Raw genomic sequence first — 12,545 nt, 5'->3', positions numbered from 1 at the left:
CAACCGACAACATGCCTGTCGCTATCCCACCAAGCTCGCAGATCGAGGACATCGTCCGCCGCATCGTGCGTCAGCAGCTCGCGGGCCCCAGCGGCCCGCCCGCCGCTGCCGGCGCCTCGGCGGGCGAGCCGAAGCTGGTCGTCAGCATCTCTGCCCGGCACGTGCACCTGACCGACGCCGACGTCGAGACGCTGTTCGGCCCGGGCCGGAAGCTCACGCCGCACAAAGACCTCTACCAGGACGGCTTCTACGCGGCCGAAGAGACCGTGATGGTGATCGGCCCGCGGCGGCGGATGCTGCCCAACGTGCGGGTCCTGGGCCCCACGCGCGACTACAGCCAGGTGGAGCTGGCGTTCACCGACGGCATCTCGCTGGGCATCGACCTGCCCGTGCGGGCCAGCGGCAAGATCGACGGCACGCCCGGCTGCGTGCTGGCGGGCCCCGCCGGCGTGGTTGAGCTCAAGCAGGGGGTGATCCGCGCAGAGCGGCACGTCCACATGAACAACTCGGACGCGGTGCGTTACGGCGTCAAGAACGGCGACCGCATGAACCTCAAGATCAGCGGCCCTTGCGGTATGACGCTGGAAGACCTGCTGGTGCGTGCCGACGCCACCAGCAAGCTGGAGGTGCACATCGACACCGACGAAGGCAACGCCTGCGACCTCGACCACGCGACCAAGGTCGAGCTCGTCAAGCAAGAGCCCTGCAAGTGCCACGATCATTAAGTGTGTAGGTCAGGCTGTGCCTGACGAAGCGGCGCGTGTGACGACTGTCAGGCACAGCCTGACCTACTGAAACCTGAAAGGAAAACGAGATGGCGAAAACGAACGAGGCGCTCGGCATGATCGAGACCAAGGGGTTTGTCCCCCTGGTCGAGGCGACCGACGCGATGCTCAAGGCAGCGAACGTGACGTTCCTGGCGTGGGACAAGGTGGGCAACGGCCTGGCGGCAGCGTTTGTCACCGGCGACGTGGCCGCGGTGAAGGCCGCGACCGACGCGGGCGCGCAGGCGGCCGGGCGGATCGGCGAGGTGATCAGCGTTCAGGTGATCCCGCGTCCGCACGAAGACGTAGACGTGGTGCTGAAGCTGGCGAAGAAGCCGGCCTCGAAGTAGCGGCGGTGGGGGCGCGCCGGCCGTAGGTCGGCGGCTCTTGGCTTTTGTTTGTTTTCACGCGCTCCGGCGCAATTCAACGAGAGATACACGATGCAACAAGCAATTGGATTGATCGAGACCAAGGGGCTGGTGCCGCTGGTCGAAGCGACCGACGCGATGGCCAAGGCCGCCAACGTGAAGATCGAGAAGCGGGTCGACCTGGGGGGCGGTTTGGTGACGACGGTCGTCAGCGGCGACGTCGGCAGCGTGCGTGCCGCGGTAGACGCCGGCGCCTCGGCGGCCAGCCAGGCCGGCACCCTGATCTCCAGCCACATCATCGCACGCCCCAGCGACGGCGTGATGACGGCGTTCTTCAGTTGACACGAGCGGTCAGCGATCAGCGGTCAGCTTTCGGCCAACTCGGACGACTGCTTTCGCTTAGCTGACCGCTGATCGCTGAAAGCAACCGCTTGCATGGAGCAATCGTGAAAGTCCTCGTCGCCAATCTTGGTTCGACCAGCTTCAAGTACCGCCTCTTCGACATGGAGACGGAGGCGGAGCTGGCGCGCGGCGGCGTTGAGCGGATTGGCGCCCAGCGGAGCGACGCGTTTGTCGAGATCGCCGGCCAGCGCTCCGAGCTGGCCGTCGAAGCGCCGGACCACGCCGCGGCCGTTGAGGCGTGCCTCGGGCAGTTGACCGAACCCGATCGCGGCTGTCTGAAGGACGCGTCGGAGGTCTCGGCGATCGGCTTCAAGGCGGTGCACGGCGGCCGCGCAGGAGGCGTCTGCCGGGTCGACGACGGCGTGCTGCGGGCCATGGAAGAGATGAACCCCGTGGCGCCGGCCCACAACCCGCCCTACATCGCGGCGATGCGGCAGTTGGGGGAGAAGCTGCCGGAAATGCCGCTGGTGGCGGCGTTCGAGACCGGCTTCCATGAGACCATCCCCGAGCGCCTGAAGACGTACGCGGCGCCCTACCACTGGGCGACCGACTACGGCGTGCGGCGGTGGGGCTTCCACGGGGCGAGCCACCGCTACGTGGCGACTCGCACCGCAGAGCTGTTGGGCCGCGACGACCTGCGGGTGGTGAGCTGCCACCTGGGGGGCTCGAGCAGCGTGTGCGCCATCCGGGGCGGCAAGAGCGTGGCGACCAGCATGGGCATGAGCCCACAAACCGGCCTGCCTCAGTCGAGCCGCGTGGGAGACTTCGACGCGTTTGCGCTGCTGCAAGTCGCCGAGCGGACCGGCAAGTCGTTTGAAGAGCTGCTGGCGGAGCTCGGCTCGCAGGGGGGGCTGCTGGGCCTCAGCGGCGTGAGCGGCGACCTGCGCGACGTGCGCTCTGCGGCGGACGGCGGCAACGCGCGGGCGCAACTGGCGATCGACGTGTACGTCAGCAGCATCCGACACTACCTGGGCGCCTACCTGGTGGAGCTGGGGGGGATCGACGTGATCGCGTTCGCGGGGGGCATCGGCGAGAACGGCGTCGACATCCGCGCCGCGGTGTGCGCGGACCTGGAGGGGCTGGGCATCGAGATCGATCCGGCGAAGAACGCCTCACAACGCGGCGAGGGCGCCGTCCACGCCCCCGCAAGCAAGACAGAGATTTGGGTCGTGCCGACCAACGAGGAACTGGTGGTGGCGCGGCAGACGAAAGCCTTACTTGGGAACTAAATGGGCCCATGCCCACGCTCGCGTGGGCATGCCTCGGCCGTACGAGTTGTCAAATTCCTAGAGCTCCACATGGCCACGCAAGCGTGGCCATGGCACCCGACAAGAGCTACCTACCGATGTTCATCGCCAAAGTCACCGGCTCGGTCGTTGCGACTCAAAAGGTCGCCGCTATGACCGGGCAGAAGCTGCTGATCGTTGAGCCCTTCCGGCTCGACGGCGAGAGCCGCAAGAAGCTGGTTACGACGGGGCGGACCTTTGTGGCGGTCGACCCGCTGGGCGCCGGCGTGGGGCAGATGGTGCTGATCACCCAGGGCTCCAGCGCCCGGCTGACCCCCGAGACCAAGGAGATGCCGATCGACACGGTAGTGATCGGCATCGTCGATCAGGTGCACGTGGAGAAGAAGTGTGTCTTCAAGAGTGACGACGCTTGAACTTGGGAATGACCCATGATCAAGCCTCAATGACCAATACTTAATCGCAATCGCAGCTATGAATATCAACGAATCCTTGATCCGCGACGTCGTCCGTCAGGTGCTGGCCGAGGTGGGGCCGATCCCCGGGGCGCCCGCCGGCGCCCCCGCCGCGGGGGGCAAGCACGGGGTGTTCTCGACGGTCGACGCCGCCGTGGCGGCCGCGAGCGAGGCGTTCGAGCAGCTCAGCCGGCGGCCGATCGCGGACCGCAAGCGGGCCATCGACCACATCCGCCGGATCTCGATCGAGCAGTGCGTCGAGCTGGGCACGATGGAGATGAACGAGACGAAGGTCGGCCGGCTGGCGCACAAGATCGAGAAGCTCAAGACGCTGGGCGAGAAGACCCCCGGGGTCGAGTTCCTGCAGTCGCAGGTGTTCAGCGGCGACCACGGGCTGGCGGTGATCGAGCACGCCCCGTTCGGCGTGATCGGCGCCATCACCCCCGTCACGCACTCGCTCCCCACCATCACGGGCAACGCCGTCAGCATGATCGCCGGCGGCAACACGGTGGTGGTGAACCCCCACCCCAGCGGCAAGAAAGTCGCGGCCGAGGGGGTGCGTCGCTTCAACCAGGCGATCGCCGCGGACATCGGCATCGACAACCTGATCTGCGTGATCGAAGAGCCCACGCTCGAGACCGCGGCCGACCTGTTTAAGCACCGCGGCATCGCGATCATCTGCGTTACCGGCGGCCCCGCGGTCGCCCGCGCCGCGCTCAACTCGGGCAAGCGGGCCATCGTCGCCGGCCCCGGCAACCCGCCCGTGGTGGTAGACGCCTCGGCCGACCTCGACCGCGCGGCCCGTTCGATCATCACCGGCGCCGCCTACGACAACAACCTGCTCTGCATCGCGGAGAAAGAGGTGTTCGTGGTCGCCAGCGTGTTCGACCAGATGATGGAAGCGATGAGCCGCGCCGGCGCCGTGCGGCTCAACAAGCAAGAAGTTGATCGTCTCACACAGGTCGCGATCACCAGCGTCGGCGAGGGCAAAGACAAGCACGACGTCGCCGCAAAGGAGTTCATCGGCAAAGACGCCGCGGTGCTGGCCGAGGCTGCCGGCAAGCGGATCGACCCCAAGACCGAGCTCATCTTCGGTGAGACGGACGAGTCGAACCCGTTCGTCCCGGTCGAGCAGATGATGCCCTTCCTGCCGTTCGTGAAGGTCAAGGACATCGACACCGCGATCGCCAAGGCCAAGCACTACGAGCACGGCTTCCGCCACACCGCCATCATCCACACCAACGACGTGCGTGCGATGACCAAGATGGGCCGCGTGATGGACGTGACGCTGTTCGTCAAGAACGGCCCGTCGACCGCGTCGCTGGGCCTGGGGGGCGAGGGCTACCTGTCGTTCTCCATCGCCACCCCAACGGGCGAGGGGGTCACCACCCCGCTCACGTTCACCCGCGAACGTCGCTGCTCGCTAATCGACGACCTGCACGTCGTCGGCAAGCGCGACGTAGAAACGCCGCTAACCCGCTAGCCCCACAAAGAATGGCCGGTAGCCGACGGGCTCCGCCCCGTCGCAGAGGCTTGAGTTGACAACGAGATTCGCACCGCGCCGGGGGCGAGGACGCCCCGGCTCACAAGACTTCGTTCCTAAAGACTAACACCTAACAACTAACACCTAACGCCTCCCCCATGCTCCTCGCCCGCATCGCCGGCACGGCTACCTCCACCACGAAGCACCCGTCGCTTCAGGGGTGGCGGTTGGTGGTCGCCCAGCCGTTGCTGGCGGACGGCCAGTCGCCCGATGGAGACCCGCAGCTCGCGATCGACCGTCTCGGCGCCGCCCGCGGCGACCGCGTGATGCTCACCAGCGACGGCCGGGCGACGCGTGAGATGGTCGGCAGCAAGACCACCCCGGTGCGCTGGAGCGTGATGGGGATCGTTGACGCAGAATGATGGAGCTATCCCCCGCACAACTCGAATGGATCGTCCAGGAGGTCCTGCGGCGGCTTGGCGCGGTCAAGCCGCAGGCCGGAGAGCTCGTGCTCACCGAGCGCGTCGTATGTTTGGAAACCATTGCCGGCAAGCTTGACGGGGTCGCAGCGCTAACGATCGCCGCGGGCGCGGTCGTCACGCCGAGCGTCCGCGACGAGCTGCGTCAACGCCGGATCGAGATCAAGACGAGTAACCGCGGATAACCCGGACGCCACGGATTGATTCAGAAGCGAGCCGCATCCCAATCCGTGAAATCCGTGCTTTAGACATTTACTTCGTAGGCCCAGACGATGCGAATCGCCAAAGTGCAAGGAACCGTCACGCTCAGCCGCTGCCACGCGACGTTCGACGGCGCGCGGCTACGGCTGGCCACGCCGCTGACGCTGGGGGAGCTGCCCGAGGGAGACGACCCGTCGGGTGAAACCTTGGTGGTGTGGGACGAGCTGGGCGCGGGGATCGGCTCGCTCATCGCCGTGAGCGAGGGGGGCGAGGCGGCGCAGCCGTTCCGACCAGCCGTGAAACCGGTAGACGCCTACTGCGCAGCGATCTTGGACGACTTAAACCTGTAAGAGCCTGCGACCGAGACCCAATCGGAGGGTTGGCGCCCTCCGCTCAGAAGTTGCGATCCACTACTAACGACTAAGACCTTAAACCTAAACCCTACTTCTATGCTCAACATCCACCGACTGAAGCAAGACATCTGCGATATCGGCGACCGCATCTACAAGAAGGGGTTTGCGGCCGCGAACGACGGGAACATCACCGTCCGCGTCGGCCCGAACGAGGTCCTCTGCACGCCGACCATGGTGTCCAAAGGGTTCCTCACCCCGGCCGACATCTGCACGATCGACATGGAGGGGAACCAGACCGCGGGCGTGAAGAAGCGCTCCAGCGAGGCGCTGTTGCACCTCGAGATCATGAAGGCGCGGCCAGAGATCAAGAGCGTGGTGCACTGCCACCCGCCCCACGCCACCGCGTTCGCCGTGGCCCGCGAGCCGATCCCGCAGTGCGTGCTGCCGGAGGTCGAGGTGTTCCTGGGCGACGTGCCGATCACCAAGTACGAAACCCCCGGCGGCAAGGCGTTCGCCGAGACGCTGCTGCCGTTTGTCCACAAGACGAACGTCGTGATCCTGGCCAACCACGGCACGGTAAGCTTCGGCGAAACCGTCGAACGGGCCTATTGGTGGACCGAGATCCTGGACGCCTACTGCCGCATCCTGATGCTCGCCCGCCAGTTGGGGCACGTGCAGTACCTCAGCCAGGAGAAGAGCCACGAGCTGCTCGAGCTGAAGAAGCAGTGGGGCATGGGCGACGCCCGGCTTACCGAGGAGTACAAGGACTGCGACATCTGCGGGAACGACATCTTCCGCGAAACCTGGCAGGAAACCGGTGTGAGCCGCAAGGCGTTCGAGAAGCCGACCGGCCCCAGCCAGGGCGCCCCGGCTGGAGTGGACGAAGACGCGCTGGTGCGGCTCATCACCGAACGCGTCACGCAGGCCCTGGGCAGCTCAAACCTGGCGACCGGCGCCGTGTGCAACACAGACGACTGCTGGCGCCTGTAAAGCGCTGTCAGTGGCGCACACGCACTAACCCTCCACCTCCCGCAGGTACTCCAGCGCCTCCTCCAGCTCTGGCGCCTCAACCCCTGCGCGCCTGCCGGCCCGGTCGCACTCGCTCAGCAGCACCAGCTCGTCCCACCAGGGGCTCTGCTGCAAGCGCCGCTTAGCGCGGGCGCCCAGCTTCCCCTCGCCCAACTCGTGGCAGCGCATGTGGTTCTCGATCAGCCACAGCGTCCGCTCACTCGCCAGACCGCGTAGCGCCCGGGCGCTGGCGGCTTCGTGGTCGTGGCGGTCGATCGCCTTGCCGACGTCGTGCAGAAGCGCCGCCGCCAGCAGCTCCGCGTCGTAGGGGTCGTGGTCGCGGGCGTGGTCGAACACCTGCAGCGAGTGGTAGAGCGCGTCCCCTTCCGGGTGGTAGCGGGGGTTCTGACGGACGTTCTCTAGTGGGACCAGCAACGCTTGATAGCGGGCGTAGCGGTCGGCATCCGACGGGGCGCCCTCGCCGCCGGGGGGCGCCGCGAGCCCGTGGTACTGCCGGCCCACCTCGGCGTCGCTGGGCAGGTCGCGCCGCGGGGCGCCCGCGGGAGCGATCCGTCGGGTCGCCTCGACCTTGGCCGACGCGATGCACAGCTGCGGGAACTCAAGCATCAGCCGGGCCGCTTCCCAAGCGATCTGATGCCGGACGCGTGGACTGCGCATGGCTGGTCCTCTGGGTGTCGTCGCCTGACGCGTACAAACCCTCCGCTTCGATCTAGCTTAATTGAAGCGGGCGAAAAGAGAGAACAGAGATTCTGACCGCGCCCGCCGGGGGGCCGCCCGCGACCGTCGAACCACTCTGGAGGCCTTAAGCGACGCTGGGGCCGGTGGTTCCGTCGTTGATCTGGACGGCGTGGTCGATCGGCAGGACGAAGATCTTGCCGTCGCCGATGTGGCCTTCCGCACTGGTGCGGGCGTGCTCTTCTAGGCAGGCCAGCGTGCGGTCGAGGTAGTCCTCGTTCACCGCGATCTCAAGCGCCACCTTGCGCAGCAGCTTGCTCTGGTACTCGTGGCCGCGGTAGGTCTCGATGTGCCCCCGCTGGCGGGCGTAGCCCATCGCGTCGCACACGGTCATGCGCGTCACACCCAAACGGGCGAGCGCCTTGCGGACCGTGTCGAGTTTGGTTGGCTGGATCACCGCCACAACGAGTTTCATGCCCGGCATTCTATCCGACCGCAGCGGCCGGGGGCAGTCGGCTCTCTTGCTGGCCGACGGGGCCGGCGGGACAATCACCCCATGCCTGCGCCCACGACTATGGCCGATCTGCTAGCGGCCAACGCGGCGGCCGACCCGCATGGCGAGGCGCTCGGCGCAATTGTCGGTGGGGAACTTGGTTGGCTCACCTGGGGAAAGATCAACAGCGAGGTCGATCGCGTCGCCTCGTCGCTCGCCACGGCCGGCCTGGCGCCGGGCGACAGGGTGCTGCTCCGCGGCGCCAACAGCACAGCTTGGTGCATCGCCGACCTGGCGATCGCCCGCGCCGGGGGGGTGAGCGTCCCGGTGCACGCCTCCGCGCCGGCCCCGCAGGTCGAGGCGATCTTGCTGTGTGTGGGGGCGCGCATGCAGGTGGAGGGGGGCGAACTCCGGAGCATGGCGCCTAGCGACGGCGGGCCCGCGTCGCCCCCCGGACTAGCGACCATCGTCTTCACCTCGGGCACGTCGGGCGAGCCGCTGGGGGTGATGCTCTCGCACGCGAACCTGCTGGCCAACGCGGCGGCGCTCAGCGAAGCCGTAAGCAGCCACGCGGCGGCGCCGCCGGGGGGGCCCGAGGCGTCCCAAGAGCTGCGGCTCTGCATGCTGCCGCTGAGCCACCTGTACGCCCGCACGTGCGACCTGTACACGTGGCTCGTGCGGCGGTCGCGGCTGGTGCTGGCCGAGTCGCGCGAGACGATCCTACGCGACTGCGCACTAGCGCGGCCGACCGCGATCAACTCGGTCCCCTACTTCTGTCAGAAGCTGTTCGCCGAAGCGTCCGCCGGGGGAGAGGCCTCCGTGGGCGCCTCGCTGAAACGGCTGCTGGGTGGGGCCATCACGCACTGCTACAGCGGCGGCGCCGCGATGGCCGGCGAGATCGAGTCGGCCTTCGAGTCGGCGGGGCTGCCGTTGATGTCGGGCTACGGGCTCACCGAGGCCGCGCCGGTGGTCACGGCCTCAACACTGGCCGCCCACCGGGCGGGCGCCGTGGGGAGGCCGCTCCCCGGGGTCGAGGTCCGGCTCGACGAGGGGGAGGAGGTGCTGGTCCGCGGTCCGGGGGTGATGATGGGCTACTGGCGCAACGACGCCGCTACCCGGGCCGCGTTTTCCGACGGCTGGCTCTGCACCGGCGACCTGGGCGCGTGGACCGACGACGGCTTCCTCATCATCACCGGCCGGAAGAAAGAGCTGATCGTGCTCTCAACGGGCAAGAAGGCCTCGCCCGCAGCGCTCGAAGCGAAGCTCGCCGCGTCGCCGTGGATCGAGCAAGCGATCGTCGTCGGCGAGGGCCAGCCATGCCTGGGCGCCCTAATCGTGCCGAACCCAGACCGGCTACGGGCCGAAGTCCGCAGGCGTCGGCTGTGGGTCTGGTCTAAACGCGGGGCGCTGAACCACCCGCATGTCCGTGCGTTGTACGCACGGGAGATTGCTTCGCGTGTGGGCACGGAAGGCGTTGGGGTGTTTACCCTCATCGGGCGTGGTTTCTCCATCGAACGCGGTGAAATGACCCCCAAGCTGAGCCTCCGCCGCGGCGCGGTAGCGTTGCACTTCGCCCCAGAGATCGCCAGGATGTACGCGCAGCGTCGCACCGACGCCGCCAACCGCTAGCCGCCAACCGCTAGCCGCCAACCGACCCGCCGGATCCGCCGATGCCAAACGCGTTCTACACCGATCACCCCTGGGCCGACGTCGAGGTAGAGCGGGCCATCCTGTCCGCGGCCGGCATCGACCTGCGCGAAGCGTCCAACAACCAAGAAGCCACGCTCGCGGCCCAGGTAGGGGACGCCGACGCCATCATCACCTGCTGGGCGCCCACCACGGCGCGGGTGATCGACGCGGCGCCGAACCTGCGGCACATCGCGCGTACCGGGGTCGGGCTGGATAATATCGACGTGGCCCGCGCCACCGAGCGCGGCGTCGTGGTCACCAACGTGCCGGACTACTGCGTGACGGAGGTGGCCGAGCACACGATCGGGCTGGCCTTTGCGATGGCCCGCAAGATCGCCGAGTGCGCCATCGCCACCCGCGCGGGCCGCTACAGCCTGGTCGACGCAGAGCCCTACCGGCGGATCGCGGGCCAGACGTTCGGCGTGATCGGCTTGGGCCGCATCGGATCACGCGTGGCCGAGATGGCCCGTGCGCTGGGGTGCCGGGTGCTGGGGAACAACCGCTCGGGATCGACGCCGGAAGGGGTGGCTTGGGCCCCGCTCGACCAGTTGCTGGCCGAGAGCGATTTTGTCGCGCTGTTGGCGCCGCTGACGGACGAGACCCACAAGATGATCAACGATCGGACGCTGGCGTTGATGAAGCCCGACGCGTTCTTGATCAACACCTCTCGCGGCGGGCTAGTAGACCACGACGCGCTGGCCCGCACGCTCGCTCAGGGCCGGCTCGCGGGCGTTGCGCTCGACGTGCAAACGCCGGAGCCCCCCGACCTCAGCGCGCCGCCGTACAACCACCCCAGGGTGCTGGTGACCCCGCACACGGCGTTTGTTTCTACCCAGTCGATGATCGACCTGCGCACGCGCGTGGCCCATCAGGTGGCGGCGGTGCTGGCCGGAGAGCAGCCGGAAAACGTGGTCAATTAATGGCTTTTTGCTGACTGGTGGGGCGCCCCGTCCGCTGCAAGCCGTGTGACGGGCCTAACCGCTTCCACCGCGCCGCGCCGCTTTGACCGGAGCCCTATTGCGCCCTATATCCCCCTAGGGGAAACCATGGTCGCCTGCGGCCCGGGGTCCCCGTATCCGACGCGCCCGCCACCCCCCCAGCCGCCTGCATGGACAGCCAGCCGCACAGCGATCCGCAAGCCGACGCGCTCGCCGCGGCCAGCGGCGGCCGGCTGCGCGACCTGCGGGGCAGGTTCGCCTCTCGGGCGGCGGAGCGAGACGCGTCGTTCCAGACGCTCGAAGACCGGCTGGGCGCCGAACTGCAGGCCATCGCGGACCAGGTGTCGGCCGAACTGGAGTCGGAACGACTGCTCCAGTCGTCCAGCATCGAGGAGCGGTCGGCCGAGCTGATCCAGGAGCTCGACGGTCGCGCCCAGGAGCTGGACCGCGCCCACGAATCCATCGAGTCGGAGCGGGCAGAGCTGGCCCAAGAGCGTGCTAGCCTCGACCGGCAGACCCTTGAGGGGCTGGAAGAAATCGAGGCCCGCAACCAAGAGCTGGCCGAACGCGAGCAGAAACTCGACGAAACCACCCAACGATTGCAGCAGCAGTCCGAAGCGTTGGCCCAGCGGGAGGCCGACCAGGCCGCCGAAGCGGCCCAGTTGGAGACCAGCTACGCCGACCTCGAGCGGCTCGAAGCAGAGATCGAGACCAAGCTCGCCGAGCTGGACGCCCGCTCGAACGAGCTCGCCGACCGCGCCGCCCAGATCGAGTCCGGTGAGTCGGGCGCCAACCGCGAGGTCGACGAGCGCGTGGCCCGGTTGACCAAGGAGCTGGCCGCCGCGCAGGCCGAGCTTGAGTCGTTCTCGCTCCGACTCGAGGACCGGGACGATCAGACCTCGGCCGCGATCACCGTGCTCGAATCGGAGCGCGACGCCACGCTGGACGAGATGCAGCGTCTCGAGGAAGAAGCGGCCGCGGAGCGGGCGAGCGCCGACGAGGCCATTGAGCGGCTCCGCGCGGACCTCAAACGCGAGGCCGAGGCCCGCAGCAAAGAACGCCAGGCCTCCGCCGAGCAGTGCGAACAGCTCAACGCGTCGCTGCTGGCGGCGGTCGAGCAGCGGGAGTTGGCGCCCTCGGCCGACGAGCTGGCAGCGCTCGAGAAGAAGTTCGAGCTGGCGCAGCAAGACGCCGCGGGCCTGCGGGCGCGGCTGGCGGAGCTTGAGGCCGAGGGGGCGGACCCCGGTTTGGGCGAGTCGCTGCTGATCGAACTAGAACAAACCCGCGACGACCGAGACGCCGCGCTGGCGCGGATCGCGGAACTGGAGAACGCGGCCGCCGCGTCGGGCGGGGGCGCCGCGGACGACGACGAGCTTCGCCGCCGGTTCGAGATGGCCGTCGACGACATCCGTCAGCTCAAGTCGGAGAAGGCCGAGCTCGAGGCCAAGCTGCTGCAGGCGCCGGTTGCCGAGAACGGCTCGGACTGGGAGTCGCAGAAGCGACGCATGCTGGCCAGCCTGGAAGGGGACTCGTCGCCCGAGCGGCGTGAAGAGCGGGCCACGATCGAGGGGACGGTCCGGATCACCGATGAGGTGGTCGCCGGCAAGGACCGAGAGATCGCCCAACTGCGGCAGGCGCTCGAGGAGAGTTCTGCCCGCTGCGACGAGGCCTGCGACGCGGCAGCGGCCCCGGCGCCGGTGATCAACGACGCGGCGGTCGACGCAGAGCTGGCCCGTGTCGAGGAACTACGCGGTCAATGGGAGGCCAAGCTGCGCGAGGCGGAGCTTGAGCTCTCGGTGGAGCGGGCCCGCATCGCCCGCGAGCAGTCCGAGCTGGCGGAGTGGCGGATCGAGCTGGAGGGGATGGCGGACAACGTCCGCCACGCACAGCAGCCCGCCGCCTCGGGCGGCAAGTCACAGAGCAACTGGATGCGGAAGATGGGCCTCGGCGGCGGCGAAGGAAAGTAGGCTCG

15 protein-coding genes are annotated in these 12,545 nt (G+C 68.1%); 13 read left to right on the top strand and 2 right to left on the bottom strand.

Annotated elements, in window-relative coordinates; all coding sequences use genetic code 11:
- Positions 1 to 11: 11 nt before the first annotated feature.
- From pduL to Pla175_RS19880, 10 genes are all read left to right on the top strand, one after another.
- Positions 12 to 725: a phosphate propanoyltransferase gene (gene pduL / locus Pla175_RS19925; RefSeq protein ID WP_145289524.1), complete on the top strand. Its 714-nt coding sequence runs from the start codon at positions 12 to 14 to the stop codon at positions 723 to 725.
- Positions 726 to 814: 89 nt separating this feature from the next.
- Positions 815 to 1,114 (top strand): BMC domain-containing protein, encoded by a 300-nt coding sequence (locus Pla175_RS19920; RefSeq protein ID WP_145289521.1) that lies wholly within the window; start codon positions 815 to 817, stop codon positions 1,112 to 1,114.
- Positions 1,115 to 1,204: 90 nt separating this feature from the next.
- The gene (locus Pla175_RS19915) at positions 1,205 to 1,474 is read left to right on the top strand and encodes a BMC domain-containing protein (protein ID WP_145289518.1); all 270 of its coding nucleotides are present in this window, start codon (positions 1,205 to 1,207) and stop codon (positions 1,472 to 1,474) included.
- Positions 1,475 to 1,578: 104 nt separating this feature from the next.
- Positions 1,579 to 2,763 (top strand): acetate/propionate family kinase, encoded by a 1,185-nt coding sequence (locus Pla175_RS19910; protein ID WP_145289515.1) that lies wholly within the window; start codon positions 1,579 to 1,581, stop codon positions 2,761 to 2,763.
- Positions 2,764 to 2,879: 116 nt separating this feature from the next.
- Complete coding sequence (locus Pla175_RS19905) at positions 2,880 to 3,194, top strand: EutN/CcmL family microcompartment protein (protein ID WP_145292189.1); 315 nt, start codon at positions 2,880 to 2,882, stop codon at positions 3,192 to 3,194.
- Between the two features lie 58 nt (positions 3,195 to 3,252).
- A complete protein-coding gene (locus tag Pla175_RS19900; RefSeq protein ID WP_145289513.1) occupies positions 3,253 to 4,716 on the top strand; it encodes an aldehyde dehydrogenase family protein in 1,464 nt (487 codons plus the stop codon).
- Positions 4,717 to 4,874: 158 nt separating this feature from the next.
- Complete coding sequence (locus tag Pla175_RS19895) at positions 4,875 to 5,138, top strand: EutN/CcmL family microcompartment protein (RefSeq protein WP_145289510.1); 264 nt, start codon at positions 4,875 to 4,877, stop codon at positions 5,136 to 5,138.
- A complete protein-coding gene (locus Pla175_RS19890) occupies positions 5,135 to 5,380 on the top strand; it encodes a hypothetical protein (protein ID WP_145289507.1) in 246 nt (81 codons plus the stop codon). The genes Pla175_RS19895 and Pla175_RS19890 overlap by 4 nt, the downstream gene beginning before the upstream one ends.
- 87 nt (positions 5,381 to 5,467) lie before the next feature.
- Positions 5,468 to 5,746 (top strand): EutN/CcmL family microcompartment protein, encoded by a 279-nt coding sequence (locus tag Pla175_RS19885; protein WP_145289504.1) that lies wholly within the window; start codon positions 5,468 to 5,470, stop codon positions 5,744 to 5,746.
- 99 nt (positions 5,747 to 5,845) lie between these two features.
- On the top strand, positions 5,846 to 6,739 hold the full coding sequence (locus tag Pla175_RS19880; protein ID WP_145289501.1) for a class II aldolase/adducin family protein: 894 nt from the start codon (positions 5,846 to 5,848) through the stop codon (positions 6,737 to 6,739).
- Positions 6,740 to 6,763: 24 nt separating this feature from the next.
- Here the strand turns inward: Pla175_RS19880 and Pla175_RS19875 are convergent, their stop codons facing one another.
- Both Pla175_RS19875 and Pla175_RS19870 read right to left on the bottom strand, forming a co-directional pair.
- Positions 6,764 to 7,435: an HD domain-containing protein gene (locus Pla175_RS19875; RefSeq protein WP_145289498.1), complete on the bottom strand. Its 672-nt coding sequence runs from the start codon at positions 7,433 to 7,435 to the stop codon at positions 6,764 to 6,766.
- Between the two features lie 145 nt (positions 7,436 to 7,580).
- On the bottom strand, positions 7,581 to 7,928 hold the full coding sequence (locus Pla175_RS19870; RefSeq protein WP_145289494.1) for a P-II family nitrogen regulator: 348 nt from the start codon (positions 7,926 to 7,928) through the stop codon (positions 7,581 to 7,583).
- Between the two features lie 99 nt (positions 7,929 to 8,027).
- On the opposite strand from Pla175_RS19870, the gene Pla175_RS19865 reads away from it, so the two are divergent.
- The 3 genes from Pla175_RS19865 (at position 8,028) to Pla175_RS19855 (ending at position 12,540) form a co-directional block, all read left to right on the top strand.
- Positions 8,028 to 9,575 (top strand): AMP-dependent synthetase/ligase, encoded by a 1,548-nt coding sequence (locus tag Pla175_RS19865; protein WP_197527011.1) that lies wholly within the window; start codon positions 8,028 to 8,030, stop codon positions 9,573 to 9,575.
- Positions 9,576 to 9,616: 41 nt separating this feature from the next.
- Entirely contained in the window at positions 9,617 to 10,555 is a 939-nt protein-coding gene (locus tag Pla175_RS19860) for a C-terminal binding protein (RefSeq protein ID WP_145289488.1), read from the top strand.
- Positions 10,556 to 10,743: 188 nt separating this feature from the next.
- A complete protein-coding gene (locus Pla175_RS19855; protein WP_145289485.1) occupies positions 10,744 to 12,540 on the top strand; it encodes a coiled-coil domain-containing protein in 1,797 nt (598 codons plus the stop codon).
- The last annotated feature ends 5 nt before the right edge of the window (positions 12,541 to 12,545 follow it).

Source organism: Pirellulimonas nuda (genome assembly GCF_007750855.1).
Taxonomy (GTDB): domain Bacteria; phylum Planctomycetota; class Planctomycetia; order Pirellulales; family Lacipirellulaceae; genus Pirellulimonas; species Pirellulimonas nuda.
The sequence above is the reverse complement of the archived record's forward strand: the minus strand, read 5'-3'. Positions and strand labels throughout refer to the sequence as shown.

Coding starts and splice junctions, on each gene's coding strand:
- Pla175_RS19885 (WP_145289504.1), top strand. CDS start 5,468: ATGCGAATCGCCAAAGTGCAAGGAACCGTCACGCTCAGCCGCTGCCAC.
- Pla175_RS19860 (WP_145289488.1), top strand. CDS start 9,617: ATGCCAAACGCGTTCTACACCGATCACCCCTGGGCCGACGTCGAGGTA.
- Pla175_RS19895 (WP_145289510.1), top strand. CDS start 4,875: ATGCTCCTCGCCCGCATCGCCGGCACGGCTACCTCCACCACGAAGCAC.
- Pla175_RS19875 (WP_145289498.1), bottom strand. CDS start 7,435: ATGCGCAGTCCACGCGTCCGGCATCAGATCGCTTGGGAAGCGGCCCGG.
- Pla175_RS19920 (WP_145289521.1), top strand. CDS start 815: ATGGCGAAAACGAACGAGGCGCTCGGCATGATCGAGACCAAGGGGTTT.
- Pla175_RS19915 (WP_145289518.1), top strand. CDS start 1,205: ATGCAACAAGCAATTGGATTGATCGAGACCAAGGGGCTGGTGCCGCTG.
- Pla175_RS19900 (WP_145289513.1), top strand. CDS start 3,253: ATGAATATCAACGAATCCTTGATCCGCGACGTCGTCCGTCAGGTGCTG.
- Pla175_RS19855 (WP_145289485.1), top strand. CDS start 10,744: ATGGACAGCCAGCCGCACAGCGATCCGCAAGCCGACGCGCTCGCCGCG.
- Pla175_RS19905 (WP_145292189.1), top strand. CDS start 2,880: ATGTTCATCGCCAAAGTCACCGGCTCGGTCGTTGCGACTCAAAAGGTC.
- pduL (WP_145289524.1), top strand. CDS start 12: ATGCCTGTCGCTATCCCACCAAGCTCGCAGATCGAGGACATCGTCCGC.
- Pla175_RS19870 (WP_145289494.1), bottom strand. CDS start 7,928: ATGAAACTCGTTGTGGCGGTGATCCAGCCAACCAAACTCGACACGGTC.
- Pla175_RS19865 (WP_197527011.1), top strand. CDS start 8,028: ATGGCCGATCTGCTAGCGGCCAACGCGGCGGCCGACCCGCATGGCGAG.
- Pla175_RS19880 (WP_145289501.1), top strand. CDS start 5,846: ATGCTCAACATCCACCGACTGAAGCAAGACATCTGCGATATCGGCGAC.
- Pla175_RS19890 (WP_145289507.1), top strand. CDS start 5,135: ATGATGGAGCTATCCCCCGCACAACTCGAATGGATCGTCCAGGAGGTC.